Origin of the sequence: Bradyrhizobium sp. LTSPM299 (assembly GCF_000938235.1) — a bacterium.
In the GTDB taxonomy this organism is placed as follows: Bacteria; Pseudomonadota; Alphaproteobacteria; order Rhizobiales; family Xanthobacteraceae; genus Bradyrhizobium.
Genome location: NZ_JYMU01000052.1, coordinates 17,032 through 43,319 on the forward strand (window position 1 = coordinate 17,032; position 26,288 = coordinate 43,319).

A 26,288-nucleotide genomic window follows, 5' to 3' on the forward strand; every position below is an offset into this window, starting at 1 on the left:
AATAACGGCGATGGAGTCGAGCCCGCGGTCTTCCCATCGTCGTCCTGGCGAAAGCCAGGATCCATAACCACCGACATTTGTTGTGAGAGGGACCGTGGCCCCAGCGGCGCGTAGCAACCGGCATTTGGGGTAATGGGTCCTGGCTTTTCGCCAGGACAACAGTGAGTTTGTGGTGCGCGAAGCGGGAAACCCACTCACGGTGTCATCACCTACGCATATAGGTCATCCAGTATTCCAGAGGCAGTTGTGCTTGAGCCGATGGGTCGCGGCGTACTGGGTCGCCCGCTTTCGCGGGCGATGACAGCCGTGAGTGGAGTTGGAGCCGCGGTGATTGCTGCTCACAACACCTGGTGCACGTCGATCACGACGCAGTCGGCGTGGCGGGCGGCGGAGGCGATGAAGATGTGCTGCATCAGCCAGCGGTATTTCTCGGCGCCGGTTTCGAATCTCGGCACGGTGCGGAAATAGATCAGTTTCGGGTCGACCGGTTCACCGCGCTTCAGCTTCTCAAGCAGATCGACCGGCCCGAAGCGGATGCCCCTGTTTTCGACATAGACCACGGCGCCGTCGTCAGTTTCGAAAGCATATCTGGCTTCCAACTCGATCAGCTCGTTGGGACGGATGATTTGGAAGTCGGCGCCGAAGCCGAGCACCTTGCCGTTGACCTTTTCGCCCCTCACCTCACCGCCGACGATCGGGATGATCCGCCGGACGCCGCTGCCGATGTCGCCGGCCGACGTGACGTCCGCGATCTCAGCCGTAATGGTGAAAACATATTTTGTCTGAATCTCTGGCGTCATTGATTTAGCCAATCATGCGTTGCGGCAACCAGGTCGCCAACAACGGGAACAGGATCAGGATCACCAGCCGGATCAGGTCGGTGATCACGAAGGGCAGCACGCCGACAAAGATCGTCGACATGTTGACGTCCTTGATCACGCTCTTGATCACGAACACGTTCATGCCGACCGGCGGATGGATCAGGCCGAGTTCCACCGTCATGACGATGATGATGCCGAACCAGATCGGATCGAAGCCGAGTGCGGTGACGACCGGGAACACGATCGGCACGGTGAGGATCACCATCGCCATCGCATCCATCAGGCAGCCGAGCACCAGGTACATCAAAAGGATCAGCGCCAGCACGCCATAGGGGCCGATGCCGAGCCCGGTGAGGAACGCCGTCACGTTCTGCGGTGTCTGGGTGATGGTGAGGAAATAGCCGAAGCAGAGCGCGCCGATCAGCACGGTGAACACGGCCGCCGCCGTGCGCGTCGCCTGCAGCAGCGATTGCAGGATGCCGTCCTTGCTCAGCTTGCCTCTGGCGATGCCGATGATGAAGGCGCCGACCGCGCCGACCGCGCCGGCTTCGGTCGGGATGAAGAAGCCGCCATAGAGGCCGCCGATCACGAACAAAAACAGCAGCAGCGGCGACCAGACGTCGCGCAACGCGACCAGACGGTCATGCCACGATGCCTTCGGGCCGGCAGGCAGGAAGCCCGGCCGCACCACGCCGATGATACCGATCGTGATCATGTGCATGACGATCGCGAGCAGGCCCGGCACGATCCCGGCGATGAACAGCTTGCCGATGTCCTGCTGGGTGATGATGCCGTAGACCGCGAGCACCGTGGACGGCGGCAGCATCGCCCCCAGCGTGCCGCCGACGGCGATCACGCCGGCGGAGAAGGATTGCGGATAGCCGAAGCGGCGCATCTCGGGATACGCCACTGCGGAGAATGTCGCCGCGGTCGCGACCGAGGAGCCTGAGATCGCGGCGAAGCCGCCGCAGGCGGCGATCGTCGCGATGCCGAGCCCGCCCTTCCAGTGGCCGACGAAGGTGTTGGCGGCGCGGAACAGCTCGCGGCTGATGCCGGACACCGACACGAAGGCGCCCATCAAGAGGAACATCGGGATCACGCCGAAGGAATAGTCGGTCACCGTCCGCATCGTGGTCTGGCCGATCAGCTTCAGCGCCGGCGCAAGGCCGGTGAGATAGCCGAAGCCGGTGATGCCGACGAGGCCCATCGCCATGCCGACCGGCACGCGCAACAGCATCAGCCCGAACAGGCTGACAAAGCCGATGACGGCAACAGCTTCGTTGCTCATTGCCGGCTACTCCGGGGTCTTGATCTTGGCGTCATGGATGTCTTCCGGATGGAAGATCAGCCGCCAGGTGCGAATCGCGATCAGCAGCACCGCGGAGACGTCGCCGATCCACGACACCAGGAAGAACGGCCAGACGGGTATGCCGAGATCCATGGTGACGATATGGCTGTTCCTGGTGTCGATCACCTTGTCGATCAGCGTGTAGGTCTGCACCGTCACCACGAACAGCAGCACCAGCGTCGCGAAGATATCGATCCAGCGCTGATGGCGCGGCGTGGCATTGGCCCAGACCAAATCGACCGTGATGTGGGTGCCGCGATAGCTGGTCGCGGCGATGCCCCAGAAGATCAGGATGCCGAGCAGGAACTGGCCGATATTGTAATAGTCGGGAATTGTCACCGCGAAGAATTTTCGCATCACCACCGCAACGAAGGTGTTGAGCGCGACGATGCCGACGAAGAACGCCGCGATCCATTCGATGGAATCGATGAAGCGGTCCATGACGTTCTTGCGCACCGGCTCGGGCGGACCGGTGAGGACGCCGTCTTGGGTCACTTCAGAGCTAGCGGCCATGATACAGAGCGATCGATTCGGACACCGTCATTCCGGGGCGCTCGCAACGCGAGCGAACCCGGAATCTGGAGCTTGTTTTGGGAGATTCCGGGTTCGCGCTGACGCGCGCCCCGGAATGACGAGATTCAAATCCCCGCCTCATACTTCTTCAGCGTGGCCTGCAGATCGGCGTCGATTTTCTCCGCGTCGCCGCCGGCCTTCTTCACCGCCGCTTCCCAGCTGTCGTGCAGCGGCTTGACCGCCTTCTTCCACTCGGCGAGCTGGTCGGCGGTCAGCGGATAGACCTCGTGGCCCTCCAGCGCCTTCATCTTGACGCGGCCGTTGGCTTCGAAATCGGTCCAGGGGTCGGTGACCCTGGAGGCCCATTCCGGCGTGCAATGGTCGTCGATCACCTTCTTCTGGGTGTCCGACATCGCATCGTATTTGGCGAGGTTGATGTTGTAGGTGAACACCGTCGTGTAGAGCGGCACGTCCATGTGGTACTTCACCACCTTGTCGATGCCGAACAGGAAGATCGAGCCCCAGGGAAAGGTGATTTCATCGGCCGTGCCGCGCTCGATCGCGTCGCGCGATTCCGGCGCCGAGGCCTGGATGTTGACGCCGCCGAACATCTTCACCATTTCGCCGATCGTGCTTTGGGCCGGGCGCACTTTCACGCCGGAGAGATCGCTCGGCAGCAATATCTTCTTCTTGCCGTGCAGCGCGCCCGGATCGTGGATGAAGGCGAAGCACAGCTTGGTGTCCTTCATCTCGGTGGGTGCGTATTTGTGGTACCATTCGTTCAGCGCCAGCGTGCCCTTCTTGCCGTCGGAGAAGGTGAACGGAAGCTGGCCCGCGGCCGCGATCGGGAAGCGGCCGGGCTGATAGCCGGGATTGACATAGGTGACGTCGGCGATGCCATCGCGCGCCATATCGTAATGGTCGAACGCCTTGCCGAGCTGCTCGGACGGGAACACCGAGACCTTGATGGTACCGCCCGACGCCTTCTCGATGTCGGTGGCCCAGGCCTGCGTCGCCGGCACCAGCGGATGCGCCGGCGGCACCCACAACGAGACTTTGAGATTGACGGTCTTGTCCTGCGCCAAGGCGGGCGTGACGGCAGGCGTGACGCTGGCGGCTACGAGCAGCGCCAACACTAGTTTCCTCATCGCATCTCCTCCCTCTCCATGACGGCGGGCTTTCCGCCCGGTCTCGTTAGTTAACATGTTATCTAATTTGCGAGCCCGATCAAGACGGAATCCGCTCCTCGGACGCCTGGTCGTACCCGCCAAATCCGGCCGCTGCGGCATCTTGCATTGCGGCGAACACATTTCCCGCGCGCAAACGCACTTTGCCAAGACTGTTATATGATATAGTTGCCATGGCAAGTTCACGACGGGTGCCCGCGGGCGGCGGGCCCATGGTCGAGCTTACCGTATCGGGAGGAGCAGGTATTGCGGACAAAAGTAGCAATCATAGGCGCAGGTCCGGCCGGACTGTTGCTTGGGCAACTACTTCATACTTTCGGCGTAGACAACGTCATCGTGGAGCGGCAGACCCCGGACTATGTGCTGGGGCGGATCCGCGCCGGCCTGCTCGAGGAAGGCACGGTGGGCCTGCTCGACAAGGTGGGCGCCGGCAGCCGCCTGCATCAGGAGGGCCTGGTCCATCACGGCGTCGAGCTGGCGTTCGGCGGTGCGCGGCACCGCATCGACATGCATGCCGCGACCGGCAAGACGGTGACGATCTATGGCCAGACCGAGGTCACGCTCGACCTGATGAACGCCCGCAAGGCGGCCGGCCTGACCTCGATCTATTCGGCCAGCGACGTCAAGCCGCATGATTTCGACACCGACCATCCGCGCGTCAGCTACGTCAAGGACGGCGTGACCCATGAGATATCATGCGATTTCATCGCCGGCTGCGACGGCTTCCACGGCGTCAGCCGCGCCAGCGTGCCGTCACAGGCGATCACGAGCTATGAGCGGGTCTATCCGTTCGGCTGGCTCGGCATTCTCTCGGAGACGCAGCCGGTGTCGCCCGAGCTGATCTACAACAACCACGAACGCGGCTTTGCGCTCTGCACCATGCGCTCGTCCCACCGCAGCCGCTATTACGTGCAGTGCCCGCTCGACGATCATGTCGACCAGTGGCCGGATGAGCGATTCTGGGACGAACTGAAGCGCCGGCTCGACCAGAAGGCGGCGGACGAACTCGTCACCGGCCCCTCGATCGAAAAGAGCATCGCGCCGCTGCGCAGCTTCGTCGCCGAGCCGATGCGGTTCGGCCGGATGTACCTCGCCGGCGACGCCTCGCACATCGTGCCGCCGACCGGCGCCAAGGGCCTCAACCTTGCCGCCAGCGACGTGCATTATCTGTCGCAAGCGCTGCGCGAATATTACGACGAGAAATCCTCGGCTGGTCTCGATGGCTATTCAGCCAAGGCGCTGGCGCGGGTCTGGAAGGCGGTGCGCTTCTCGTGGTGGATGACCTCGATGCTGCACAAATTTCCCGACGACGGCGACTTCGCCGCCCGTATCCAGATCGCCGAGCTGGATTATCTCGTCAGCTCAAAGGCCGCGCAGACCTCGCTGTCGGAGAATTATGTGGGGTTGGCGTTGTAGCGGAGATCCGTAGGGTGGGCAAAGCGCAGCGTGCCCACCTTCCCGAGCGGAGTGCTGATGGTGGGCACGGCGCGAAGTGCGCCTTTGCCCACCCTACGCGATGCCGTCGTCTTACAGTCTCGTTGCCACACTCGCGCTCGTCATACCCCGCGCATGCGGGGTGTCCAGTACGCAGCGGCTTATCGAGTCCAGCTCAGGTCTCTGGGATACTGGGTCACCCGCATGCGCGGGTGACGACAAGCTGCCACTTTCAAACACCCACGCAAATCTCGTTTAAAACTTTGTAGGCGGTGCAGCCGTCACCGACATCCCGTTCAATGGCGACAAATCATACGCCAGCACGCGAGTTTCACATGACCGTCGATACGCCAACCGCCGATATCCCCGCAGGCTACGAGCCGCATTTCCGCAAGAGCCCGCTCACCGATCCCTGGGAACCACTTTACTCGAAGAAGACCGACAAAGGCGTCAGCGTCGGCCTGCGGCTGGCGAGGCCCCACACCAACAGCCGCGGCCTGATCCATGGCGGCCTGATCGCAGCGCTCGCCGACGCCGCGATGGGTTACAGCTGCGCGCAGGCGACCGGTTGGACGACGTCGTTCGTGACCATCTCGTTGGCGGTCGATTTCGTCGGCAGCGCCAAGGTCGGGCAATGGCTCGCGGTCGAGGGCGACGTGATCAAGACCGGCAGTACGATCTGCTTCGCGCAATGCCTGATCAAGGCCGACGACGTCACGATCGCACGCTCCAGCGGCACCTTCCGCGTGGTGCCGAAGAAGGAGCCGGTGGGCTAGAGCCCCGTTCCGATGGGAATCGGAACGGGGCTCTATATTCTTGTTTTGACGCGTTTTCTTCACGCGAACCGGGACCCACTTCGCTTGAAAACGCTCTGGGGTTCTCTCGAGCGGACGGGCCGGCCGCCCGACACGCGCTTCGATATCCACGAGGTCCCGGCCGTGCCTGCGCAGGACGCGCCTTGCTGCGGTCAACAGAAAGCCAAAATCTGCAACATCTCTTAACATGTTCGCCACATCCCGGCGACCAGGCGCGGGTAAGCTCGCCGTATTGCGGTTCGGAGATCAACTGAATGTCTTGGAGACTTTGGCTCAAGCGAAGCGCCGCGGCGTGTTTCGCTCTGATGACCTTGAGCGTGTCATATGCGGCAACAAGTTTCGACAATCTGGAGGGCGGATGGTCCGGATCCGGCTCGATGAAGCCCAAAGATGGAGCCTGGGAAAGGGTCCGCTGCAAGGTCGCGTACAACGTCACGAAGCCGGACAAGGCGATCAGCCTGGATCTCCGATGTGCGAGCGATGCCTACAAGATGTCGTTATCGGCCAACATCGAGCAGAACGGAACGCAGCTCTCGGGTAACTGGTTCGAGCACGAGTACCGGCAGGGCGGCAAGATTTCGGGGACCAATTCCGACGGGGTGATCGAGGCACGAATTGAAGGCGAGACCGTTGCCGCGCTGGTGACGATCAAGACCAAGGGCAACCACCAGTCGTTCGTGATGAACGCGCCGGGCTCGTGGCTCTCACAGGTCGCCATCGAATTGAACAAGGACGCCAGTTGAGCGGCAACTGATCTGCCTTGCGCGCGCGGGCCTTCGGTTGGGAAGATCTAGCCGAAGTGCCAGTCGGTGATCTCGGTCACGAGATCGATGAAGGTGCGCACCTTGGCCGACAGCAGCCGCGTCGTCGGATAGACGACATGGATCGGCACCGCCGGCTGCTCAAACTCCGCGAGCACGATCTGGAGCCGCTGCGCCCTGAGCGATTCGGCGGCCTGGTAGAACATCAGCCGGGTCAGCCCTCCGTCCTGCTCGGCATACTGGACGGCGGCATCCGAGCTGTTGCTGGTGAAGCGCGGCGAAGGCGCGATCCGAACCTCGCGGCCGTCCTCGACGAAGCGCCAGTCCGGCGCGGCAGTCATGGCGCCGAACTGGATCGTGTCATGGGTCGTGAGATCTGCCGGCCGCTTCGGCTCGCCGCGGCGCTTGAGATAGCCTGATGACGCCACCACGATCCGGCGCATCGTTCCGACATGACGTGCCACCAGCGTCGAATCGGGCAGATGGCCGATCCGGACCGCGAGGTCGACGCCGTCCTCGACAAGGTTGATCCTGCGATCCGACAGCCGCAGGTCGACGCCGACATCGGGGTAGCGCTTCAGATAGGCTGAGACGACCGGGCTGACATGGAGCCGGCCGAAGCCGAACGGGGCCGAGATCACCAGCCGCCCCTCCGGGCGGGTCCGTTCGGTCTCGACCGCGTCCTCGGCTTCGGTGACATCGGCGAGGATCCGGCGCGCCCGTTCCAGATAGCGCGAGCCGGCGTCGGTCAGCGTCACCTGGCGCGTGGTCCGCTGCAGCAGCCGCGCGCCGAGTCGCTCCTCCAGCGCCGCGATCAGCCGGGTGACGGCTGACGGCGACAGGCCGAGCTTGCGCGACGCCGGGGCAAAGCCCTCGAGGTCGGCGACGGCGACAAAGGCCTGCATGGCGTCCAGACGATCCATGGCACTATTGCATATTCGGCAATAGTGAAGTGTCAATCCACAAGATTGCCTACGATTGGGGAATGCCCATGTTAGGTCGCGAGGACGGGTGTTTTGTCGCCCGTGACGGGAGGCTCAGATGTCAGACGGGGAGAGCTATTCCAGCGATGTCGGGTTTACCCCGGCCGTGAAGCAGATCCAGACCCGGAAGGGGTCGCGCGAAACCTATGCCGAGGTCGAGGCGCAGGGTGGCTGGCGGACGGAGATCGACGACAATCTCGCCGCGTTCCTTGCGAACACCAACAGTTTCTATTTGGCGACCGCTAGCGCCGACGGCCAGCCGTATATCCAGCATCGCGGCGGGCCGAAGGGCTTCATCAAGATCCTCGACAAGCACACGATCGCGTTCGCTGACTACGCCGGCAACCGGCAATTCATCACGCAGGGCAATCTGTCCGAGAATCTGAAGGCCCATATTTTCGTGATGAACTATGCGTACCGCCAACGCATCAAGATCTGGGGCGAGGCGCGGGTGGTGGAGGACGATCCGGCATTGACGCGGACGCTGATGCCGCAAGGCTATCGCGCACGTCCCGAGCAGGCGATCGTGTTCAAGGTGACGGCATGGGACATCAACTGCCCGCAGCACATTCCGCAGAAATTCGACGCGGCCGATGTGTCCACCGCGCTCGCCTCACGCGACCAGCGCATCGCCGAGCTCGAAGCCGAGCTGGCCGCATTGAAGGGCCAGCCGGCGGCGGCGGCGACAGCTGATTAGGCCGCCTGTTGCTGCTGCACCCAGGCGAAGTCCGGGTAATATTGCAACATCATCCGGTCGACATAGGCGCTGAGATTGTCGAACTTCTCCGCGCGCTCGCGCAGCGGCGACGAGAAGTACGGCGTCAGGATCCCGGCAAGTGCGCCGAATGCGGTGGCGTCGGTGCCGCAGGGCGCGTCTCCCATCAGATAGGGCTTGTCGCCGAGTTGCACCGACAGCGCGAACAGCGAGCGGATGGCGAGATCGACGTCATCGTCGGGCCCATGGCGGCCGAGCCCGCTCAGCAGATAGTTCTCGGCGACGCGGAACTGGGCATCCTCGCGCATCTTGTCGCGCACGTGATCGGGCGCGCCATCGAAGAAATGCGCCGGCCCCTTGGCAAAATTGGTGTCGTCGACCCAGCGCGCGCCGACCATCGCCCAGTAGACATGATGCTCGATCATGCGCTCGAACGCCCAGGCCTGGGCGCGGGCCTGCAGGCTGAGCGGCGCGTCAAAATCGAAGCCGTATTTGCCCTCGATATGAGCGCGGATGAAGGTCGAATCAGCGATCGTCTCGCCGTCGTCAGAGATAAACGGCAGCTGGCCCTTGGGAGAGGCCGGCGGCATCGCCTTTTCCTTGACGTAGGCAAGCCCGGCCATCTTGAGCTGGACCTCGGTCTTGGTCACGAACGGGCTGATTTCCGGCAAGCCAAAGCCCGTGCCAAAGCCAAAAAGCGTAATCATCATGGTGCTCCCGATTGCCTGTTACCGTGGATTGAGGCTAGCGCCCCCCTGCTGCCACCATGGTGTCAGCAGTAGTGACATTCACGGTCGAGCGGGCTTTGGAGCGAGCTTGCGGGTGCGAGGCGGCGGACCGCCTCGCTGATACGTTTCACCGCCCGTGCCCGTCCGAACGACCACGCCGCGGCGACCGACCGCGCCATCAGCGCAATCAGGGCCCAGCGCAGGTCGCCGGAGGTGGAATAGACCGTGAGCATATGTTCCAGCGCGAAGCTCTGCGCCTGCCGGAAACCGAGTTCGTCAAGATTGGTCATGGACAAATTCCCTTCACTTGAGGTGTTGTCCTGCTATAGCCCCCACCTGCTGCCAACATGCTGTCAGCAGCAGCGCGGCGGGGCGCAAAAAATCGACCAAGAGACGGGCCAGAGAGACGGGCCAAAGCGACGAGCCAGAGACGGCTCAAGAGAGCTGACAAGAGATTTGCCGAGAGAATCACCATGCGACGTGCCGACCGGCTGTTTCAGATCATCCAGGTGCTCCGCCGCACCCGCAAACCGCTGACCGCGGATGCGATCGCGGCCGAGCTTGAGACCTCGAAGCGCACGATCTATCGCGACATCGCGACCCTGATCGAGCAGCAGGTGCCGATCCGCGGCGAGGCCGGCATGGGCTACATCCTGGAGAAGGGATTCGACCTGCCGCCCTTGATGCTGACCCCCGACGAGATCGAGGCCTGCGTGCTCGGCGCGCAATGGGTGGTCGGCCACGCCGATCCGGCGCTGGCGCGCGCCGCCGAAGACCTGATGGCCAAGATCGCCGATACCGTGCCCGACCGCCTGCGGCCGTTTGTGCTCGAGCCGGCCAGCCGCGCCCGGTCGGCCTGGAACCGGGAGCCCGATAGAATCGACATGGTCAGGACGCGCAGCCACATCCATGAAGGCAAGAAGATCACGCTGAACTACCGCGACGAGCATGGCCGCGATAGCGAGCGCACGATCTGGCCGATCGCGGTCGGCTATCACGAGGCGGTGCGGCTGCTCGCGGCATGGTGCGAACTGCGCAAGGATTTCCGCAGCTTCCGCACCGACCGCGTCGTCACGGCGTTCTACCACGACGAGAAATATCCGGAGCGGCGCGACCTGCTCAGGGCGCGCTGGCGGCGCAGCCTGGTCTGGGAAGCGCCGAAGGACACTTGATGACAGCTGATAGCATCGGAGCCACCGGCGAGAGCCCCTGCCAGTCCTGCGGGGCCTGCTGCAGCTATTCGGAGAACTGGCCGCGCTTCACGGTCGAGGACGACGCGCAGCTCGAGCTGATCCCGGCAAAGTTCGTCAACGCGCGGCTGTCAGGCATGCGGTGCGACGGCGACCGCTGCGCGGCGCTGTCAGGCCAGATCGGGGTTAAGACGTGCTGCGATGTCTATGCGGTGCGGCCGGAGGTGTGCCGGACCTGCATGCCCGGCGATGCGGAATGCGCAATGGCGCGGCGCCGGCACGGGCTGCCGGTCATCTGACCTGCAAAGGAACAGATCAGACCGATGCCGCGACCGTGTCGGTGAAGTCTTCGTCGTCGAGATCGTCATCGACAACAGGCGCAAAGGTCGACAGCGGCTTGGTCGACAGCGTGATCGGCTTGCGGCTGCCATGCGACACGGCGGCGGCGCGCGCCGGTTCACGCGACAGCGCATAAAGAGTCGAGCCGACCCGTCCGCCGATATTGATCAGATCGCGCTCGGTGCAGCTCGACGCAATCGCGAGCGCAAGTGAGTGCAAATGACTCCGGCGATAGCAGAACAGCGCCAGCATCGCCCTTGCGTCGGGCGAGACGTTGGCGACCAGAAGCGACAGGCCGTTCGGATTGGCGCGATACATCTGGCCGAGCATTTCGTCACCGACCGGGCAGGCATCGTTCTCGTACGCGTCACGGCTTGAAAACATTTGCAAATCCCCCTTCGATCGCGAAGATGCCGCGCAATCCTCTAACGAAAGGTTAACCACGGCCCCCGGTCGTCACCGGGGTCCCTTGGGGGGCCCCTTGCCCGTTGCACACGAATCACATCCGCGCGCCGCGAACGGCAGGTTCCAGCCGGCGCGACCTTGGAGAGCTAACTTGCGGAGATCGAGCCGCAGACGGCTCAGTTGGCGGCCATGTAGATCGACAGGGCGAAGCCGGTGAGATGGTGCAGCGCCTGGTCGACCCCGATCAGGGTCCAGAACCAAGGATGCCCGGACTCCAGCGTCACGCCGAAGCGCGAGGCGCAGATTCCTTTGCAGCGGTCGATGATGATGTGGATGACGAAATCAACGAAAGCGACGTACCAGAAGCGCGGCGCGACGACCACGATCAGCACCAGTGCGACCGCCAGATGCACCAGGCAATGCGCAAGCAGCGGCATCGCCCAGCCGGTCTTCTGATCCTTGCCGATCGCCATCCAGGCGCTCTGCAGCATGAAATCGGCGATGATGTGCTTCGCCGTCAGAAGCAGCATCCATCCGACCAGGGCACCAACCGACACCGACGATGACATCGAGGGAAACAACAAGCTGACGCCCCTTAATGGGATGAAAGTGATCGCAAGAAATCTGGGTCAGCCCGTCAGCACAATTTCTCAAACCCGGACAATTCCAAAGCGTGTCGCATTTATGACACCTCCGGCGGCGGAATGCACCTGTGGGTCGTTCGAAAATCTCATGATGTGTCCTGGCGGCGATAGTGGCGATCGTCATGTGGCATCGCGCGCGACCCCGACGGGTTAAGGTTACGGCGGGGTGCCGGTTTGCATTCCGCGCCGGGAGGCATATCATCGACGGCGCGCGAAATATTCTTTCTTTTATAGTGATTTACCAATTCACCGGGCATGCCGCCGCCAGTTGAGAAGTGGCAGGAGTCTCTCCCGGACGGGTGATGAGCCATGAGCGCCGAAGCCCCCACGCCTATGCCGGCCCTGCCGCCGCCTCGCGCCAGGGTTGTCAAGAGCAATCGTACGCAGATCTTCATCTTCTCGATCCTGACGCTGATCCTGAGCGCCGCCACCGTGTGGGGCGGCCGGGTCTGGCTGCGCAATTCGGAGACGCTGGTGTTCGCGGTCGGCGATGCCAATGGCCCCGAGGCCAGGTTCGCCGCCAAGCTCAAGACCGTGCTGAAGGCCAATTCGTCGCGATTGCGGCTCAAGATCGTGCCGAACCCTGATAATGCCAAGGCGCTGGCGCAGTTCGACCGGCGCGACGCCGGTCTTGCGATCCTGCGCACCGACGCCAAAGTGCCGCCGCGCGCCCGCACCATCGCGATCCTCGAGCACGACGTGGTGCTGGTGCTCAGCCCCGGCGGCAAGAAGATCAAGTCGCTGTCCGACCTCAAGAAGAAGAAGATCGCGGTCGTCGGCTACAGCGAGAACAGCGTCAACTTCGTCCGCAGCGCGCTCGAGATTTCCGACAGCCCCGATGCAGCGCAGCGGGTGCAGCAGGCACCACCGAACACCCCGTTCGACAAATTGTTCGCCTCTGGCTTTGCCGCGGTCGTCGCCATCGAGCACACCTCGACGATCATGAAGGACAAGACCTACGAGCAGTTCGCCAAGCATGGCAGCGGCTTCACGTTGAACGCGATCGATTCGGCCAAGGCGCTCGCCCGCAAATTTCCGGCGATCTCCGAGGAGACGGTCTCGACCGGCATGCTGTCGTCCTCGCCGGCGATTCCCGACGACGATGTCGACACCATCGGCCTGGAATGGCTGCTGGTCGCACAGTCGCAGGTGTCGACGACCACGGCGTCCGAGCTTGCGCGCGTCGTCTACGAGAACAAGGCCGAGCTCGTGCTCGACGACGGCTTCGCCTCCAAGATCGAGCCGGCGGCGACCGACAAGGACGCCTTCATCATCGCCCATCCCGGCGCCGCCCAGTACATCAACGACGACACCAAGTCGTTCATGGATCGCTACAGCGACATGATGTATCTCGGCGCCGGCGCGCTCAGCGTCATCGGTTCGATCTTCGCCGCGATCTACACCAAGATCACCCGTGTCGCGCCGGAAAAGGCCAGCGAGCTGGCGATCCGGATCCTCGACGTCGGCGAGCGGATGGAGCACGCCATGTGCATCGACCATCTCGACGAGCTGCAGGACGAACTCGAGACGATCCTGCGCCACGCGGTGGTCGGCTTGCGGGACGGCACCATCAGCAGTGACGGGCTCGACACCTTCAAGCTCGGTTACGAGCTGGTCCGCGACGAGATCGCGCTGCGCCGCGATCATCTCAAGCGCCACCCGCAGCAAGCGGAGGACAATGTGGTGGTGGTGAAGGCCGCGAGCGGGTGAGCGCCGGGCGGCGGGTTGGTCGCTGCTCATATATCGCTGTCGTCCCGGCGCAGGCCGGGACCCATAACCACAGGGTTCTGTTGTGGTAGGGATCGCGGCCCCAGCATCGAATAACAATTCGCATTGGTGGTTATGGGTCCCGGGTCAGGCCCGGGACGACAGCGAGTTTGTTGAATCGCCTGTCGGTCATATACATCAAGCATTCATCGCGGCGCGATGAGCGTCCCGCGTCCGCGCACTCAACGAGGCTCGACCACCTCGCCGTCTTCTTTCACGAACCACCCGATCGGATTGTCCAGTATGTCGATGACGGCCTCCGAGGGCCGGCACAGTCGTACGCCCTTCGGCGTAACCACGATGGGACGGTTGATGAGAATGGGATGCGCCATCATGGCATCGAGCAGCTCTTCGTCAGTCCGCTTCGGATCGGCGAGACCCAGCTCCGCATAAGGGGTGCCCTTCTGGCGCAGCAGGTCGCGCACCGGAATTCCCATCGAGGCGATCAACTCCTTTAATGTCTCACGCGACGGAGGCGTCTTGAGATATTCGATGACGGTGGGCTCGACACCACTCTGCCGGATCATCGCAAGCGTATTCCGCGACGTCCCGCAGCCGGGATTATGATAGATCGTGACGCTCATGAATGTGTCTCCGCGATAGCGACCGGGCCGCGCACCTCATGACGGCCCAGCAGCCAGTTCATCAACAGCATGCCGGCGAACGCTCCACAGAGTTCTGCGACGATGAAGCCGGGCAAGTCGGCGGGCCGGATGCCTGAAAACGTGTTCGTCAGCGACCGCGCGATCGCGACGGCCGGGTTGGCGAAAGAGGTCGATGCTGTGAACCAATATGCTGCGGTGATGTAGAGGCCCACCAGCCAGGGAACGGCCGCACGCTGGAAGCGGATGCCGGCGAGTATGGTGACGACCAGACCGAACGCAGCCACCGCCTCCGCGAACCACTGGGCTCCGCCGGTCCGCACCTTCATCGAGAAATCGATCAAGGGATGCGCGAACATCAGATGGGCCACCAGGGTGCCGATGGCGCCACCAGCGATCTGCGCGATCGCGTAGAACGCGGCCTCGTTCACGGGGAGCTCGCGCTTGCCGGTGAAGACGAGCGTCACCGCAGGATTGAAATGCGCGCCTGAAATCGGCCCCAGCACCGTGATCAGGACGACGAGGATCGCTCCGGTCGGTAGCGTGTTGCAAAGCAACGCGAGCGCGACGTCCTTGGTCAACGTCTCGGCCATAATGCCGGAGCCGACCACGGTGGCGACAAGGATGCCGGTCCCGAGAGCTTCCGCCGCCAGACGCCGGGAAAGGTCGAACGCGTCCAAGTGATCAGGCACGGCTTCGCTCCTTTCGCCTCGGCGCGCAGCAAGACTGCAGGATCTCAACAACCGGGGCGCAAATCTCCGGCTTCCCGCCGCAGCAGTCCCGCAACAGGAAAACCACGACATCACGAAATTCCTCGAGATTGGCCCGATAGAGGATCGAGCGGCTACGCCGCTCCGAGGTCACCAGCCGCGCACGGGTCAGGATGGACAGGTGTGCCGACAGCGTGTTCTGCGGGACTTCCAGCAGCCGGGCCAGATCTCCGGCAGCAAGCCCGTCGGGCTCGTGTCTGACCAGCGCCCGGAAAGCCTCCAGGCGCGTCGATTGAGAAAGGGCGGCGAGAGCCAGGAGTGCGATTTCTGTTTCCATATATCCAGATTTATAGAAATGTATGGCCTCGTCAATCCAAACTTCCGCAACAGCCCTCACTATTTCGAATATTCTGGAAATATGGTTGACATCCGTTGGAGGCTCCTTCATCCTTGTCTCCATGAAGATCGATGACGCAGCAGCTCGGCTGGAAGCACTGGGCAATCCGACCCGACTGAAAATCTACCGGACGCTCGTGCGTGCCGGCCGCGCCGGCATGCCCGTCGGCCGCTTGCAGGAACGGCTGAAGATTCCGGCGTCGACCCTGTCACATCACGTCAAGGGACTCGTCGCCGTCGGGCTGATCTCGCAGATCCGCGAGGGTACGACGCTGGTCTGTCACGCAGAATACGACACGATGCAAGGCTTGGTGGACTTTCTGGTTGCCGAGTGCTGCGTCGACGAAAAGGAATGCACGCCAACCCAGACGGCAGCCTGATTTTCTTGCCGTTTATTTCGAATATTCTAGAATAATGGGAATTAAGCCAATGAGCACATCGAAGAAGGTCGCCATCATCGGTGCCGGGCCGGTCGGCCTTGCCGCCGCAGCCCATGTCCTGGAGCGCGGCATGACGCCGATCGTGCTGGAAGCGGGGCCGGAGGCCGGGCACTCCATGCGGCAATGGCAGCACGTGCAGTTGTTCTCGCCATGGGAATACAACGTCGACAAGGCCGCCGCCCGCCTGCTCGCGCCGACGGGGTGGAATTCTCCCGACCCGCAGGTCTATCCGACCGGAGCCGAATTGCTCGAGCGCTACATCGAACCTCTCGCGACCAAGACCGCACTGCGCGACGTCATCCGAACATCGAGCCGTGTCACCGCCATCGGGCGTGCGGGCTTCGACAAGGCAAAGACCAAGGGCCGCGAGGCGGCGCCTTTCGAGATTCGTAACCAGAACGGCGGGGGCCCGGAGACGCTGCGGGCCCACGCGGTCATCGATACGTCCGGAACATGGGCCTCGCCGAATCCCGCCGGCGCCAATGGTCTGACCGCGATCGGCGAGCGCGAAGCCGCGGCGCAGATTTCGTACGGCATGCCCGACGTCCTCGGGAGGGACCGCGCCCGCTTCGCCGGCAAGACCGTGGCTGTCCTAGGCGCCGGCCACTCGGCGATCGGCACGCTGACGGACCTGACCACATTGGCGCAGCAGTCGGATGGCACGCAGCCGATCTGGCTGCTGCGTGGAACGGATCCTGCCAAGGCTTTCGGCGGCGGCGCCAACGACAAGCTGGCAGCCCGCGGCGAACTCGGGGCTCACTTCGCGTCCCTCGTCGCATCCGGCAAGGTCCGGGTCGAGGCCGGCTTTCCGGTCGCCGCCATCTCGCAGGCGGATGGCCGGCTGCGGATCGCGACGTCGTCCGCCTGCTGTGGACGCAGCATCGTCGTCGCGGACCTCTCGTTCCTCGGCGAAATCCGGCTTCGGCTCGATCCGGCAATCGAGGCGCCCGTCGCGCTTGCGCCGCTGATCGATCCGAACGAGCACTCCTGCGGAACCGTGCGTCCGCACGGCGCGCGCGAACTGATGCAGGACGATCCGGGCTTCTACCTTGCCGGCATCAAATCCTACGGCCGTGCGCCGACCTTCCTCATGATCACCGGCTACGAACAGGTGCGCTCGATCGCGGCCGACATCGCCGGCGACAGGGAAGCAGCCGAGCGGGTGGAGCTCGACCTGCCGGAAACCGGCGTCTGTACGCGCGGCGGCGTAGAAGGCGGAGCATCATCCGGCTGTTGCGGCGGCCCGACCCCTGCCAGCGTCGAGGCCTGCTGCGCCGACGATGCGTCGGCCAAGTCGGCCGGCAAGTCCGGCTGCGGTTGCGCCTGATGGATCGGGGACGGCTTGTCGTCGTCGCCGCGCTAGGCAGTTCGCAGACGCTGGCTTGGGGATCGAGCTACTATCTGCCGGCGATCCTGGCCGATCCGATCGCGCATGACCTCGGAATTTCCAGCAACTGGTTCTTCGCGGCCTTCTCCGCGTCGCTCGTGATCTCCGGACTGCTCGGTCCCCGGGTCGGCCGTGAGATCGATCGCGTCGGCGGCCGGCAGGTTCTCTGCGCCTCGAACCTGATTCTGGCGGCGGGTCTGGCGCTGCTCGGTGCATCGGCCTCGGTGTGGACGATGTCGGCCGCGTGGTTGCTGCTCGGCATCGGCATGGGCCTCGGCCTTTACGATGCGGCGTTCGGTGCCCTGGGCCGCATTTACGGCGGTGACGCACGCGCATCGATCACCGGCATCACCTTGATCGCAGGCTTCGCCAGCACTGTCGGTTGGCCGTTGAGTTCGCTTGGGCTCGAGACGGTCGGCTGGCGGGAGACTTGCTACGCCTGGGCGGTCGCGCACATCGTCATCGGCCTGCCGCTCAATCTGTTGCTGCCGAAGACGGTACGGACGACCTCCGCCAAGGGGCCGGTCGTGAAGCCCACCATTCCGTTTGACCGGACCATGGTGCTGCTCGCGTTCGCGTTCGCCGCCGCCTGGACGGTGACGTCGGCGATGGCGGCGCACCTCCCGCGCATCGTCGAGACATTCGGGGCGACGCCTGCACAGGCGGTGTTCGCCGGCATGATGATCGGTCCCGCCCAGGTCGCCGCCCGGGTGCTCGAGGCGAGCTTGCTGAGCCGCTTCCATCCACTGCTCTCGACGCGGCTTGCCTGCCTGACGCACCCACTCGGTGCATGCGTGATCGGTGTCTTCGGCGGCGGCGCCGCTGCAGCGTTCGCGCTGTTGCACGGTGCGGGTAACGGCATCCTGACGATCGCGCGCGGCACGTTGCCGCTCGCACTCTTTGGGCCCGAGAACTACGCCTACAGGCTGGGCTTGATCGGGGCGCCGTCCCGGATTTGTCAGGCAGCTGCGCCATTGGCCTTCGGGCTGCTGATCGCGCCGATGGGCCGGATGGTGGTCGTTGTGTCGGCGGGCCTCAGCCTGGCTGCCTTGATCGCGTTGGCCATGTTGCCGCGAGCACGTACGCAGCACGTATCTGAATCCGTACTTGCGGAGTGATACAGCGGGCGGCACTGAATGTGTGGTGCGGCCAGTGGCGCGTTGCCTGAAGGCCCGTTGCCGCGTACAAACTTGCGTGAAAGTACGCCAGGCTGATCGCCCGAAAGGACACATCATGAAGCGCATGCATGTTCACGTCTCCGTTGCGGACTTGTCCCGTTCGATCGGCTTCTACTCGGCGCTGTTCGCGGCCAAGCCGTCAGTCGTGAAGCAAGATTACGCGAAATGGATGCTCGACGACCCGCGGGTGAATTTCGCCATCTCGACACGCGGACGGCAGCCGGGGCTCGATCACCTCGGCATCCAGGTCGAGACCGGCGAGGAATTGCGCGAGGTCTACGACCGGCTGCAGCAGGCCGGCGGCGAGGTCATCGAGCAGGGACAGACCGCCTGTTGCTATGCCAAGTCCGAAAAGTCCTGGATCGATGATCCCGCCGGGATCGCGTGGGAGACCTTCCACACCACAGGCGAAAGCACCGACTACGGCGACGGCACCGGTGAGAACCGCGCCTGGGTCGCACAGGAGAAGCAGGAAGAGAAGCAAGGCGCCTGCTGTGCCCCGCAGGCGGCGCCGAAGCCATCGACCGCCTGCTGCTGAGGCCGCCGCGGGGCCGCACGATGACACGCGGCCCCTCTCAGCCCAATGCCAATCAGACCAGCGGCACACCGTAATAATCGTTCACCGTGCGCGTCCTGGCGATATCAGACCAACTCCAATCCCTGTCGCTGCCGTATTTCGGCGCGCCGCGAAGCTGGTCCTCGGTCACGCCGGTAACATAGCCGCCCAGCCGCGTGTCATATTTCAGCGACTGCCAAGGCAGCGGATAATGGTCGTTGCCGAGACCCAGGATTCCGCCAAAGCCGAGCACGGCGTAGAACACGCGCCCGCTCGTCTTGTCGATCATGACCCGCTCGATCGAACCGATCTTGCGCTCATCGCCGCCATAGACTGCGGTGCCCTCGACTTTGTCGCTGCCGATCAGATTCCCCATTTCCTTGTCGTCCATTGCCATGCGAATTCTCCCTTAAACATGTCGCATGTCTGCAACAGCCGGGCAGGAGCATCGTTCCTGCGGCTTGGTCCCAGCCGCTTCGGCGGAGAACGGATTTGTCTGCCCCAAAAGGCCAGGCGGGCCCCGGCGGCAAATCCGCCGGAGCCCGTCACCAGAGTGGTCCGCCGCTGTCGGGGGGCGAGCGGCGAACACATCGGTGTTACGCGTGAAGCAACGAATCGTTCCTGCGCGATTTGCCTGCGCGATTTCATCGATACGGGACGCCAGGTTAACGACGGCACCGGGGAACCTGCCTCAACATCGGCCTTCCATCGGAGGCGAGATGACCGCGTCTGCGGCCAAACCCCTCATGGCGAGGAACACGCCGTAAGCAGGCGCGTTGCCCGATACATCGTCAAAGGTGCCGGGAGCGGCAGGACAACGCTCGCCGAATTGACAGAAGCCGGGCAGCAGGCGCTGGCCGAAGTCACTGCCGCGGCGGGTTAACCGCCGCAATCCGCGCTTGCTCGTCTTCGGCAGAATCTTGTCTTCGGGAAAATCTTGGCTTTCAGCAAAGGCGGATACGCATGCGCATTGCAATCAGCATCGGCCTGCTGACATTTCTGGTCGCCGTCGGCTGCTACGCCTATGAAGGCGTGATACGGCCGGACGCACCGGTGCCCACCTATGGCATCGTCGTATTCACGATCGGAGTTGCCGCGCTTGTCGTGGTCGGCGTCGGCCTGATGGGCCTGCTGTTCTATTCGAGCCGTCACGGCTACGACGAACCGCCGCGCTATGAACGGTAGGTCGCAGAACTCAGTGCCTACGGACTCGTAGGGTGGGCAAAGCGACTTGTCGGCAGTGGCTCCGCGTCAAAGGCGGAAGCGTGCCCACCATTGCAAGCACGGTGTGAATGGTGGGCACGGCGCAAGTGCGCCTTTGCCCACCCTACAAGACTTAGGCCTGCGGCACCCGCGCGCGGATTTCGGCGATCTTGCGCTTCAGCGACGACTGCCGCGGATCGGGCATGATGGCAGCGCGCGCTTCGGCGATCGCGCCGGCGAGATCCGGCAGCGCCAGCGTGCCGTCGAAGACCGGCTTGGCGAGGGCGTCGATGATGACATGCCAGTCCGCGATGCCCTGGCGGTAGGGATCGCCGTAGCCTTGGATCATGGTCGCGGTCTCGATGATCGCCATGGCCGCCGCCGGCTGCTTGGTCAGGCTGCGGTCGATCATGTGCAGCCAGCGCTCGACCCAGATGCGCTCCTTGGCATAGCGCACCGAGAACAGCCGCCAGCGCTTCAACCCCGCCTCAATCCGCAAGCGGCGAACGCTGAAGCGGTTGTTGGCGCTGAACCGGATCGAGACGTTCTTGCGCAGCCAGCCGAGCCGATCGAGCGCGCCGAGCACGGGATCGGCGACGATCGCCGGCAAGGCATCGATCAACTCATCGAGGCGGAATTTCTTGACGTCGTCGGCGGAGCGCGCCGCCAGGGCACCGCCGGCCTCGTTGACCTCACCGAGCTTGAGCTGCGCGATGCGGATCGCATCCTCATAGGCCATTCGCTGCGCCATCAGTCGCGCAATGTCGGCGAGCAGCGTGTCATCGACGCCGCGCCGGCCGACGAAGCGCTTGAGCCGGTCGATATAAAGGCTGGCGTAGCTGGCGCTCTGATACGTGGTCAGCAACTGGATCGCATCGCTCACGACCGGCCCGAGGTGCTCCGGGCAAGCGTCGGGCAACAATGGCGGTCCGTCATCTTCATCGCCGATGATGTCGGCGAACAGATAGCGGAGCGAAGCCAGCAGACCGTCATCGTCAGGCACTGCGATGCCTCCAGGACCAGTCATAACGGACTCGTCATAATGGGCTCATGAGCGGCTCATGCGGGCTTCGGCTCCGCGACCGGCGGTGTGGTGTGCTGCGCCAGCCGCTGCTCGAGCGTCGAGATGTTCTGGAACAGCCGGGCGCTGGCCAACCGCAGGAAGTAGAAGCCGAACGCCGGGTTCTGGACGTAAAGCTGCTCGACCTGGTCGTAGGTGACCGAGAGCACCACGCCGTTCTCCGTGCATTCCAGCGTCTGGGTCCTTGTGTTCGATGGCGACAGCATGCCGAACTCGCCGACGATGGCGCCGACCGGCAGCTCGATGCCGGATTCGACCAAGCGGAAGCGGCCGCTGGTGATGTAAAACATGCTGTCGGCCTTCTCGTCCTTGTAGAACAACACTTCGCCGGCGGTGCATTTCCGTTCCGTCGTAAATGGCCGGAGCCAATCCATCGACAGGTCGCTGTTGACGGATTTCTTCACGTTGCGGACCAGCTGCAGCATCTGGTGCAGGCGGTAGGTGTTCATCGGCAGCAGCACGGAATGCAGGATCAGCGTCGCGTAATTGTGGGTCGGGACCGCGGTCGCGATCAGGATGATGTTGGTCAGGATGGCGAAGACGCGCAGCGGGATCATGGTCCGCATCGACAGCGTGGCGACCACGAAGATCGAGGCAAAGAAACTGCCGGCGGCGCCGGCGTGCTCCGCGAGGTGCGAGGTATCCATCGGAAACCAACCAATTCTCAAGAAGTGAATGTAACAGTCTATTAGTCGCTGCAGTGCGGCCGAGGTCGCGTCCGCCACCGCATCCCTGATATACGGGGAAAAAGCGACGCTTTGTCTGATTTCTCACATTTGCGGACGCAAAATCAGGACAGATTGCAGGGCCATTTATTCCAACCGACGGAAGACCAGCTGCGGCCGCTGACCTGGGTGCGTTGACTTGGGTACGTTGACTTGGGTGCGTTGACGGCCTGACCTGGGACGGGGCAGGTTACGGCGCTGGCCCGGCCTCCCGCAGGGTCCCGTTTCAGATCACCCATCGACAGGCAACATACGTCCGATGTCCAAGCGGCCCGTCTTTCCGGTTTTGGAACAATTCCTGTCCGCCACTGCCGGCCGCAACATGACCACGGTCGCCTATGCCGCGGTGAGCCTTGGCGTCGCCATGATGACGCTGCTGACGGTCGCGCCGGCCTATGATGCCGCCGCCCACTGGGTCGACGCGCTGCTGTGGGGCTGCCTCGCCTATTTCGTGTTCGAATGGCTGGTGCGGCTGCGCCATATGCGGCAGCGGGGCCGGCTGTGGTTCTACGCGCTGTCCGGCGCCGGACTGGTCGACGCCGTTGGTGCACTGGCCGTGCCGCTGGCCCTGCTCGCGGGTATCGAGCCGAAGACGGCGTGGCTGCTCGCGATCCTCTGGGTGCTCAAGGTGGTGCCGGGCATCCCGGGGCTGCGGCAGCTCCGGCGCGTGCTGGTGGTGGAATCAGGCCCGCTGCTCTCAGTGCTCGTGATCTTCCTGATGGTGGTGTTCCTTGCCTCCGTCGCCGAGTATTTCCTGGAGCACGACGTGCAGCCGCAGACCTTCGGCAGCGTACCGGCCGCGCTGTGGTGGGCGGTGGTGACGTTGACCACCACCGGCTATGGCGACGTGGTGCCGATCACCCCGCTCGGCCGCATGGTCGCGGCGATGGTGATGATCTCGGGGCTGGGCGTGTTCGGGCTGTGGACTGGTATTCTGGCGACCGGCTTTGCCGCCGAAACCCGCCGCGACAATTTCCTCAAGACCTGGGAAACCGTCAGCAAGGTGCCGTTCTTCGCGACGCTTGGACCGGCGGCGATCGCCGACGTCACCCAGATGCTGCGGACCATGGACCTGCCGCCGCGCACCATGATCATTCGCAAGGACACCAACGGCGACTGCATGTATTTCGTCGCGGCCGGCGAGGTCGAGGTCGACCTGCCCGGCCGCAAGGTGAAGCTCGGCGAAGGCGCGTTTATCGGCGAGATGGCGCTGCTCGGCAACGCCAAGCGCGGCGCCAATGTCACGACCACCAAGGTCTCGCGGCTGCTGGTGCTTGACCTCGTCGATTTCCGCCTGTTGATGGCAAGGCATCCCGAACTCGCCGAGACCATCGACGCCGAGGCCAAGCGGCGCGAACTCGAGAATCAATGATGGAGACAACAATGCCTGACGCGGCCGATACCGGAAGCTCACCCCTGCTCGACGTATCAGGCGCCCGCGCCACCATCCGCCTCAACCGTCCCAAGCATCTCAACCGGCTGCAGGCCGAGGATCTCGATGGGCTCGTCAAGCTGTTCGACCGGGTCGAGGCCGATCCCGCGATCCGCGTGCTGGTGCTGACCGGAACCGGCCGCGCCTTCTCTGCCGGCTACGATCTCAATTCGGTGGCCGAGCGCGCCAAGAGCACGAGCGCGCAGCAGAGCGCGGATTCGGCGTTCGAGGTCGTGGTCAACCGGCTCGAGGATCTCGGCGTGCCGACGATCTGCCGGCTCAACGGCGGCGTCTATGGCGGGTCGACCGATCTGGCGCTGGCCTGCGACTTCCGGATCGGCGTCGACACTGCCGAGATGTTCATGCCGGCGGCGCGGCTCGGGCTGCATTACTACCGGAGCGGCATCAAGCGCTACGTAACGCGGCTCGGCGTCGACAACGCCAAAATGCTATTCCTGACCGCGCAGAAGATCACGGCACCGGAGATGCTGCGGATCGGCTACCTTACCGCCATGGTGGCGTCGGAGTTTTTGGACGAGGAAGTCGACAAGCTCGGCACAATCCTGGCCGGCAATGCGCCGGTCGCGATGGCCGGGATGAAGCGCGCCATCAACGAATTCGCCCGCGGCGAACTCGACGACGCCGGAGCCGACCAACGCCACCGCGACAGCATGCGCGGCGACGAGATCAAGGAAGGCATCAAGGCGTTCGCGGAGAAGCGGGCACCGCGGTTTTGAGTGGCGAGGTCACGCCCGCCTGCTGCGCATCGCGCGCGTTTGCGTGAGCTTGGAATCGGCAGCAAGCGCCTGGTAGCGCTTGCTGTCGACGGCATAGATTGCGACACGGCCCTCGGCGTCGGCATGGACGCCCCAGCCGAAGCGTTTTCCCAGCGGGGAGGCGCGCATGCAGGCCTGCCCCTTGGAGAAGAATGTCTCGCGGGCGAGATTGCGCGCTTTCTTCGTCGCCTTCGCATCGAGCGCGCGGCCCGGCGCTGAGGTCGCGAATACCACGTCGTCGGAGGTGTATTCGTACGGCGACCGGACGAGCATCTGATATTGCAGCGTGGCGACCGTCGGACCGGCACCACGCGGCTGCGGCTCCTCGCCACCGCGAGCGGGACAATCCTCCGCAACGCGGATGAAGGTGTTGAGGCAGTTGGTGGTGTGCAGCGTCTTGGCCATCACAACGCTCTATCACATTCCCGCGGCTGCGGCATGCTGCGCCGCCATCTCGTCATCGGCGGCGGAAATCCGCTTGAACGCCGGACGCGAGGTGACGCGCTCGGCATAGCGGACGAAGACGTCCTTTGGCGGCACCAGGCCGAACATCATGGTCCAGCTCAACGCCATGCCCCAGAGCATGTCGGCCGCTGTGATCTCTTCGCCGAACAGATACGGCCCCTTGGTCAATTGCGATTCCAGTGCGCCCAGCATGGTGTCGTAATCGGCGTAGGGCGAGTGCATGACCGGCGTCGGCTCGCGCTTCATGAACCTGTCGATCAAAGCCGGCTCAAAGGACGCGCCATAATAGGCGATCCAGCGCAGATAAGACCCGCGCCTGACATCATCGAGCGCCGGCGTCAGTCCCGCCTGCGGGAACAGGTCGGCGAGATAGATGGTGATCGCGACCTGTTCGGTCACCAGCGCACCGCGATGGCGGATCGCCGGCACCTTGCCGAGCGGATTAACAGCGAGATAGGCCTCTTGGCGCTGCTCGCCGGCTTTCATGTTGAGGATGTGCAAATCGTATGGCGCGCCGAGTTCCTCCAGCAGCACCCGAGCGCCGGTGGCACGGCTTTGGGGCGAATAATACAGGGTGATGCGGTCGGTTGAAGTCATGGGCCGTCTCCTCGCGCCGTTCGGGGCGCGGACTGCTTATGCGCGCCTATACCTGACATCCTGTGTCAGGTATGATCCGGCCCATGCGCGCGAGCCGGCTTTTTTCCATCCTCACCACCCTGCAGGCGCGGGGGCAGGTCACCGCGCCCGAACTCGCCGAGGCCTGCGAGGTCTCGGTGCGCACGATCTATCGCGACATCGACGCGCTCGCCGCCTCCGGCGTCCCGGTTTATGCCGACCGCGGCTCCGAGGGTGGCTATCGCCTACTCGACGGCTACCGGGTGCGGCTGAACGGATTGTCGCAAGACGAAGCCGAGGCGCTGTTCATGGCGGGAATGCCCGGTCCCGCCGCCGCACTCGGCATCGAGCCTGCGATGATCGCGGCGCAGACCAAGCTGATGGCGGCGCTGCCGGAAAATCTGCGTCCCAATGCGCGGGGGATGCAGCAGCGCTTTCACCTCGATGCCCCCGGCTGGTTCGGCGAGACCGAGGAGCCGAAACATCTGCGCGCCGTTGCGGATGCGGTGCTGCGCGAGCATTTGATCGAAATCCGCTACCAGAGCTGGAAGGCCGAGAAGCGGCGTCGGGTGGCGCCGCTTGGTCTCGTGCTGAAGGGCGGCAGCTGGTATGTCGCCGGCCGCGTCGACGGCAGCGTGCGCACCTATCGTGTCGCGCGCGTGCTGGATTGCGCGACGCTGGACGAGCCGTTCACGCGGCCGGCGGATTTCGACCTCGCCGCCTATTGGCGCGCGTCGACCGAGCGACTCGAGGCCGAGCTGCATCCGAGCCAGGCCACGGTGCGGCTGTCGCCGTTCGGCCTCAAACTGTTCGATGCGCTGGCTCACCCCCATGTGAAGGCGCGGATGCGGCTTGAGGAGGCCGCCGACGCGGATGGCTGGCGGATCGCCACCATGCCGACCGGCAAGACGCTATGGCATGCCGCCACCGAACTGTTGCGGCTCGGCGCCGAAGCCGAGGTGCTGGAGCCGCCCGAGCTGCGCGAGAAGATGGCGGAGATGACGGGCGCGATGGCTACGCGTTACGCGCCAGCGCCGCTGCGCCGAGCGGTCGCGGTCCGGCGCCGCTGAGC

Annotated in this window: 32 protein-coding genes; 15 read left to right on the forward strand and 17 right to left on the reverse strand. The window is 64.0% G+C overall.

Annotated elements, in window-relative coordinates; translation table 11 throughout:
* Positions 1–338 precede the first annotated feature (338 nt).
* From UP10_RS27460 to UP10_RS27475, 4 genes are all read right to left on the reverse strand, one after another.
* Positions 339–800, reverse strand: coding sequence for a DUF3237 domain-containing protein (locus tag UP10_RS27460; protein ID WP_044590355.1), 462 nt, complete (start codon positions 798–800; stop codon positions 339–341).
* A 4-nt stretch (positions 801–804) separates the two neighbouring features.
* Positions 805–2,109 carry a TRAP transporter large permease gene (locus UP10_RS27465; RefSeq protein ID WP_044590356.1) on the reverse strand — a complete coding sequence of 435 codons (1,305 nt, stop codon included), beginning with the start codon at positions 2,107–2,109 and terminating at the stop codon, positions 805–807.
* Between the two features lie 6 nt (positions 2,110–2,115).
* On the reverse strand, positions 2,116–2,625 hold the full coding sequence (locus UP10_RS27470) for a TRAP transporter small permease (protein WP_044590458.1): 510 nt from the start codon (positions 2,623–2,625) through the stop codon (positions 2,116–2,118).
* 182 nt (positions 2,626–2,807) lie between these two features.
* A complete protein-coding gene (locus UP10_RS27475) occupies positions 2,808–3,830 on the reverse strand; it encodes a TRAP transporter substrate-binding protein (RefSeq protein WP_044590357.1) in 1,023 nt (340 codons plus the stop codon).
* 285 nt (positions 3,831–4,115) lie between these two features.
* On the opposite strand from UP10_RS27475, the gene pobA reads away from it, so the two are divergent.
* The 3 genes from pobA to UP10_RS27490 all read left to right on the forward strand — a co-directional run bounded on the left by pobA (position 4,116) and on the right by UP10_RS27490 (position 6,861).
* Positions 4,116–5,285, forward strand: coding sequence for a 4-hydroxybenzoate 3-monooxygenase (pobA, locus tag UP10_RS27480; protein WP_044590358.1), 1,170 nt, complete (start codon positions 4,116–4,118; stop codon positions 5,283–5,285).
* Between the two features lie 353 nt (positions 5,286–5,638).
* Complete coding sequence (locus tag UP10_RS27485) at positions 5,639–6,079, forward strand: PaaI family thioesterase (protein WP_044590359.1); 441 nt, start codon at positions 5,639–5,641, stop codon at positions 6,077–6,079.
* Positions 6,080–6,495: 416 nt separating this feature from the next.
* Positions 6,496–6,861 (forward strand): hypothetical protein, encoded by a 366-nt coding sequence (locus UP10_RS27490; RefSeq protein WP_245321892.1) that lies wholly within the window; start codon positions 6,496–6,498, stop codon positions 6,859–6,861.
* Between the two features lie 47 nt (positions 6,862–6,908).
* Here the strand turns inward: UP10_RS27490 and UP10_RS27495 are convergent, their stop codons facing one another.
* Positions 6,909–7,802, reverse strand: coding sequence for a LysR family transcriptional regulator (locus UP10_RS27495; RefSeq protein ID WP_044590361.1), 894 nt, complete (start codon positions 7,800–7,802; stop codon positions 6,909–6,911).
* A gap of 118 nt (positions 7,803–7,920) precedes the next feature.
* On the opposite strand from UP10_RS27495, the gene UP10_RS27500 reads away from it, so the two are divergent.
* Entirely contained in the window at positions 7,921–8,559 is a 639-nt protein-coding gene (locus UP10_RS27500) for a pyridoxamine 5'-phosphate oxidase family protein (protein ID WP_044590362.1), read from the forward strand.
* Here the strand turns inward: UP10_RS27500 and UP10_RS27505 are convergent.
* Positions 8,556–9,284: a glutathione S-transferase family protein gene (locus UP10_RS27505; protein WP_044590459.1), complete on the reverse strand. Its 729-nt coding sequence runs from the start codon at positions 9,282–9,284 to the stop codon at positions 8,556–8,558. The two genes, UP10_RS27500 and UP10_RS27505, sit on opposite strands and share 4 nt — an antisense overlap.
* Positions 9,285–9,349: 65 nt before the next feature.
* The gene (locus UP10_RS27510; RefSeq protein WP_044590363.1) at positions 9,350–9,595 is read right to left on the reverse strand and encodes a hypothetical protein; all 246 of its coding nucleotides are present in this window, start codon (positions 9,593–9,595) and stop codon (positions 9,350–9,352) included.
* A 183-nt stretch (positions 9,596–9,778) separates the two neighbouring features.
* On the opposite strand from UP10_RS27510, the gene UP10_RS27515 reads away from it, so the two are divergent.
* Both UP10_RS27515 and UP10_RS27520 read left to right on the forward strand, forming a co-directional pair.
* Complete coding sequence (locus UP10_RS27515) at positions 9,779–10,477, forward strand: helix-turn-helix transcriptional regulator (RefSeq protein ID WP_044590364.1); 699 nt, start codon at positions 9,779–9,781, stop codon at positions 10,475–10,477.
* Complete coding sequence (locus tag UP10_RS27520) at positions 10,477–10,794, forward strand: YkgJ family cysteine cluster protein (protein WP_044590365.1); 318 nt, start codon at positions 10,477–10,479, stop codon at positions 10,792–10,794. Before UP10_RS27515 ends, UP10_RS27520 begins: the two co-directional genes overlap by 1 nt.
* A gap of 16 nt (positions 10,795–10,810) precedes the next feature.
* On the opposite strand, the gene UP10_RS27525 is transcribed toward UP10_RS27520, so the two are convergent.
* A complete protein-coding gene (locus UP10_RS27525) occupies positions 10,811–11,218 on the reverse strand; it encodes a hypothetical protein (RefSeq protein ID WP_044590366.1) in 408 nt (135 codons plus the stop codon).
* 197 nt (positions 11,219–11,415) lie between these two features.
* Entirely contained in the window at positions 11,416–11,769 is a 354-nt protein-coding gene (locus tag UP10_RS27530) for a DUF3307 domain-containing protein (RefSeq protein WP_197086909.1), read from the reverse strand.
* Positions 11,770–12,192: 423 nt separating this feature from the next.
* Between UP10_RS27530 and UP10_RS27535 the strand changes: the two genes are divergently transcribed.
* Positions 12,193–13,593, forward strand: coding sequence for a TAXI family TRAP transporter solute-binding subunit (locus tag UP10_RS27535; protein WP_044590368.1), 1,401 nt, complete (start codon positions 12,193–12,195; stop codon positions 13,591–13,593).
* A 239-nt stretch (positions 13,594–13,832) separates the two neighbouring features.
* On the opposite strand, the gene arsC is transcribed toward UP10_RS27535, so the two are convergent.
* From arsC to UP10_RS27550, 3 genes are read right to left on the reverse strand one after another with little or no spacing between them, the layout of a single operon-like run.
* Positions 13,833–14,234 (reverse strand): arsenate reductase (glutaredoxin), encoded by a 402-nt coding sequence (gene arsC, locus UP10_RS27540; protein WP_044590369.1) that lies wholly within the window; start codon positions 14,232–14,234, stop codon positions 13,833–13,835.
* On the reverse strand, positions 14,231–14,932 hold the full coding sequence (locus UP10_RS27545; RefSeq protein ID WP_044590370.1) for an aquaporin: 702 nt from the start codon (positions 14,930–14,932) through the stop codon (positions 14,231–14,233). The genes arsC and UP10_RS27545 overlap by 4 nt, the downstream gene beginning before the upstream one ends.
* 4 nt (positions 14,933–14,936) lie before the next feature.
* Positions 14,937–15,299: an ArsR/SmtB family transcription factor gene (locus tag UP10_RS27550; protein ID WP_044590460.1), complete on the reverse strand. Its 363-nt coding sequence runs from the start codon at positions 15,297–15,299 to the stop codon at positions 14,937–14,939.
* Between the two features lie 121 nt (positions 15,300–15,420).
* Here UP10_RS27550 and UP10_RS27555 point away from each other — a divergent pair, with 121 nt between their 5' ends.
* The 4 genes from UP10_RS27555 to UP10_RS27570 all read left to right on the forward strand — a co-directional run bounded on the left by UP10_RS27555 (position 15,421) and on the right by UP10_RS27570 (position 18,901).
* A complete protein-coding gene (locus tag UP10_RS27555; RefSeq protein ID WP_044590371.1) occupies positions 15,421–15,738 on the forward strand; it encodes an ArsR/SmtB family transcription factor in 318 nt (105 codons plus the stop codon).
* A gap of 49 nt (positions 15,739–15,787) precedes the next feature.
* Positions 15,788–17,125 carry an NAD(P)-binding domain-containing protein gene (locus UP10_RS27560; protein WP_044590372.1) on the forward strand — a complete coding sequence of 446 codons (1,338 nt, stop codon included), beginning with the start codon at positions 15,788–15,790 and terminating at the stop codon, positions 17,123–17,125.
* Positions 17,125–18,303 (forward strand): MFS transporter, encoded by a 1,179-nt coding sequence (locus tag UP10_RS27565; protein WP_044590373.1) that lies wholly within the window; start codon positions 17,125–17,127, stop codon positions 18,301–18,303. The genes UP10_RS27560 and UP10_RS27565 overlap by 1 nt, the downstream gene beginning before the upstream one ends.
* Before the next feature lie 115 nt (positions 18,304–18,418).
* Entirely contained in the window at positions 18,419–18,901 is a 483-nt protein-coding gene (locus tag UP10_RS27570) for an ArsI/CadI family heavy metal resistance metalloenzyme (protein WP_044590374.1), read from the forward strand.
* 52 nt (positions 18,902–18,953) lie between these two features.
* Here the strand turns inward: UP10_RS27570 and UP10_RS27575 are convergent, their stop codons facing one another.
* Positions 18,954–19,316: a PRC-barrel domain-containing protein gene (locus UP10_RS27575; protein WP_044590375.1), complete on the reverse strand. Its 363-nt coding sequence runs from the start codon at positions 19,314–19,316 to the stop codon at positions 18,954–18,956.
* A gap of 566 nt (positions 19,317–19,882) precedes the next feature.
* Here UP10_RS27575 and UP10_RS27580 point away from each other — a divergent pair.
* Complete coding sequence (locus UP10_RS27580) at positions 19,883–20,104, forward strand: hypothetical protein (protein WP_044590376.1); 222 nt, start codon at positions 19,883–19,885, stop codon at positions 20,102–20,104.
* 151 nt (positions 20,105–20,255) lie between these two features.
* Here the strand turns inward: UP10_RS27580 and UP10_RS27585 are convergent, their stop codons facing one another.
* Together UP10_RS27585 and UP10_RS27590 are read right to left on the reverse strand one after the other, a co-directional pair.
* On the reverse strand, positions 20,256–21,149 hold the full coding sequence (locus UP10_RS27585) for a DUF6537 domain-containing protein (RefSeq protein WP_044590377.1): 894 nt from the start codon (positions 21,147–21,149) through the stop codon (positions 20,256–20,258).
* A 32-nt stretch (positions 21,150–21,181) separates the two neighbouring features.
* Positions 21,182–21,850: a Crp/Fnr family transcriptional regulator gene (locus UP10_RS27590; protein WP_044590378.1), complete on the reverse strand. Its 669-nt coding sequence runs from the start codon at positions 21,848–21,850 to the stop codon at positions 21,182–21,184.
* Between the two features lie 337 nt (positions 21,851–22,187).
* On the opposite strand from UP10_RS27590, the gene UP10_RS27595 reads away from it, so the two are divergent.
* Together UP10_RS27595 and UP10_RS27600 are read left to right on the forward strand one after the other, a co-directional pair.
* Entirely contained in the window at positions 22,188–23,300 is a 1,113-nt protein-coding gene (locus UP10_RS27595; RefSeq protein ID WP_044590379.1) for a cyclic nucleotide-gated ion channel, read from the forward strand.
* A gap of 11 nt (positions 23,301–23,311) precedes the next feature.
* Positions 23,312–24,097 carry an enoyl-CoA hydratase/isomerase family protein gene (locus UP10_RS27600; RefSeq protein ID WP_044590461.1) on the forward strand — a complete coding sequence of 262 codons (786 nt, stop codon included), beginning with the start codon at positions 23,312–23,314 and terminating at the stop codon, positions 24,095–24,097.
* A 9-nt stretch (positions 24,098–24,106) separates the two neighbouring features.
* Here the strand turns inward: UP10_RS27600 and UP10_RS27605 are convergent, their stop codons facing one another.
* Positions 24,107–24,541 carry a DUF6157 family protein gene (locus tag UP10_RS27605; protein WP_082077279.1) on the reverse strand — a complete coding sequence of 145 codons (435 nt, stop codon included), beginning with the start codon at positions 24,539–24,541 and terminating at the stop codon, positions 24,107–24,109.
* 12 nt (positions 24,542–24,553) lie between these two features.
* On the reverse strand, positions 24,554–25,198 hold the full coding sequence (locus tag UP10_RS27610; protein WP_044590380.1) for a glutathione S-transferase family protein: 645 nt from the start codon (positions 25,196–25,198) through the stop codon (positions 24,554–24,556).
* A gap of 83 nt (positions 25,199–25,281) precedes the next feature.
* Between UP10_RS27610 and UP10_RS27615 the strand changes: the two genes are divergently transcribed.
* Positions 25,282–26,286, forward strand: coding sequence for a helix-turn-helix transcriptional regulator (locus UP10_RS27615; RefSeq protein ID WP_044590463.1), 1,005 nt, complete (start codon positions 25,282–25,284; stop codon positions 26,284–26,286).
* Positions 26,287–26,288 lie beyond the last annotated feature (2 nt).

Excerpts from the sequence above, each read along its gene's own strand:
- UP10_RS27605 (WP_082077279.1), bottom strand. The coding sequence starts at position 24,541 with ATGGCCAAGACGCTGCACACCACCAACTGCCTCAACACCTTCATCCGC.
- UP10_RS27595 (WP_044590379.1), top strand. The coding sequence starts at position 22,188 with ATGTCCAAGCGGCCCGTCTTTCCGGTTTTGGAACAATTCCTGTCCGCC.
- arsC (WP_044590369.1), bottom strand. The coding sequence starts at position 14,234 with ATGAGCGTCACGATCTATCATAATCCCGGCTGCGGGACGTCGCGGAAT.
- UP10_RS27495 (WP_044590361.1), bottom strand. The coding sequence starts at position 7,802 with ATGGATCGTCTGGACGCCATGCAGGCCTTTGTCGCCGTCGCCGACCTC.
- UP10_RS27580 (WP_044590376.1), top strand. The coding sequence starts at position 19,883 with ATGCGCATTGCAATCAGCATCGGCCTGCTGACATTTCTGGTCGCCGTC.
- UP10_RS27575 (WP_044590375.1), bottom strand. The coding sequence starts at position 19,316 with ATGGCAATGGACGACAAGGAAATGGGGAATCTGATCGGCAGCGACAAA.
- UP10_RS27465 (WP_044590356.1), bottom strand. The coding sequence starts at position 2,109 with ATGAGCAACGAAGCTGTTGCCGTCATCGGCTTTGTCAGCCTGTTCGGG.
- UP10_RS27590 (WP_044590378.1), bottom strand. The coding sequence starts at position 21,850 with ATGGATACCTCGCACCTCGCGGAGCACGCCGGCGCCGCCGGCAGTTTC.
- UP10_RS27570 (WP_044590374.1), top strand. The coding sequence starts at position 18,419 with ATGAAGCGCATGCATGTTCACGTCTCCGTTGCGGACTTGTCCCGTTCG.
- UP10_RS27615 (WP_044590463.1), top strand. The coding sequence starts at position 25,282 with ATGCGCGCGAGCCGGCTTTTTTCCATCCTCACCACCCTGCAGGCGCGG.
- UP10_RS27565 (WP_044590373.1), top strand. The coding sequence starts at position 17,125 with ATGGATCGGGGACGGCTTGTCGTCGTCGCCGCGCTAGGCAGTTCGCAG.
- UP10_RS27490 (WP_245321892.1), top strand. The coding sequence starts at position 6,496 with ATGAAGCCCAAAGATGGAGCCTGGGAAAGGGTCCGCTGCAAGGTCGCG.
- UP10_RS27560 (WP_044590372.1), top strand. The coding sequence starts at position 15,788 with ATGAGCACATCGAAGAAGGTCGCCATCATCGGTGCCGGGCCGGTCGGC.
- UP10_RS27550 (WP_044590460.1), bottom strand. The coding sequence starts at position 15,299 with ATGGAAACAGAAATCGCACTCCTGGCTCTCGCCGCCCTTTCTCAATCG.
- UP10_RS27555 (WP_044590371.1), top strand. The coding sequence starts at position 15,421 with ATGAAGATCGATGACGCAGCAGCTCGGCTGGAAGCACTGGGCAATCCG.
- UP10_RS27585 (WP_044590377.1), bottom strand. The coding sequence starts at position 21,149 with ATGACTGGTCCTGGAGGCATCGCAGTGCCTGACGATGACGGTCTGCTG.
- UP10_RS27475 (WP_044590357.1), bottom strand. The coding sequence starts at position 3,830 with ATGAGGAAACTAGTGTTGGCGCTGCTCGTAGCCGCCAGCGTCACGCCT.
- UP10_RS27505 (WP_044590459.1), bottom strand. The coding sequence starts at position 9,284 with ATGATTACGCTTTTTGGCTTTGGCACGGGCTTTGGCTTGCCGGAAATC.
- UP10_RS27460 (WP_044590355.1), bottom strand. The coding sequence starts at position 800 with ATGACGCCAGAGATTCAGACAAAATATGTTTTCACCATTACGGCTGAG.
- UP10_RS27520 (WP_044590365.1), top strand. The coding sequence starts at position 10,477 with ATGACAGCTGATAGCATCGGAGCCACCGGCGAGAGCCCCTGCCAGTCC.
- UP10_RS27600 (WP_044590461.1), top strand. The coding sequence starts at position 23,312 with ATGCCTGACGCGGCCGATACCGGAAGCTCACCCCTGCTCGACGTATCA.
- UP10_RS27510 (WP_044590363.1), bottom strand. The coding sequence starts at position 9,595 with ATGACCAATCTTGACGAACTCGGTTTCCGGCAGGCGCAGAGCTTCGCG.
- UP10_RS27610 (WP_044590380.1), bottom strand. The coding sequence starts at position 25,198 with ATGACTTCAACCGACCGCATCACCCTGTATTATTCGCCCCAAAGCCGT.
- UP10_RS27485 (WP_044590359.1), top strand. The coding sequence starts at position 5,639 with ATGACCGTCGATACGCCAACCGCCGATATCCCCGCAGGCTACGAGCCG.
- UP10_RS27525 (WP_044590366.1), bottom strand. The coding sequence starts at position 11,218 with ATGTTTTCAAGCCGTGACGCGTACGAGAACGATGCCTGCCCGGTCGGT.
- UP10_RS27535 (WP_044590368.1), top strand. The coding sequence starts at position 12,193 with ATGAGCGCCGAAGCCCCCACGCCTATGCCGGCCCTGCCGCCGCCTCGC.
- UP10_RS27530 (WP_197086909.1), bottom strand. The coding sequence starts at position 11,769 with ATGCTGCTTCTGACGGCGAAGCACATCATCGCCGATTTCATGCTGCAG.
- UP10_RS27500 (WP_044590362.1), top strand. The coding sequence starts at position 7,921 with ATGTCAGACGGGGAGAGCTATTCCAGCGATGTCGGGTTTACCCCGGCC.
- UP10_RS27515 (WP_044590364.1), top strand. The coding sequence starts at position 9,779 with ATGCGACGTGCCGACCGGCTGTTTCAGATCATCCAGGTGCTCCGCCGC.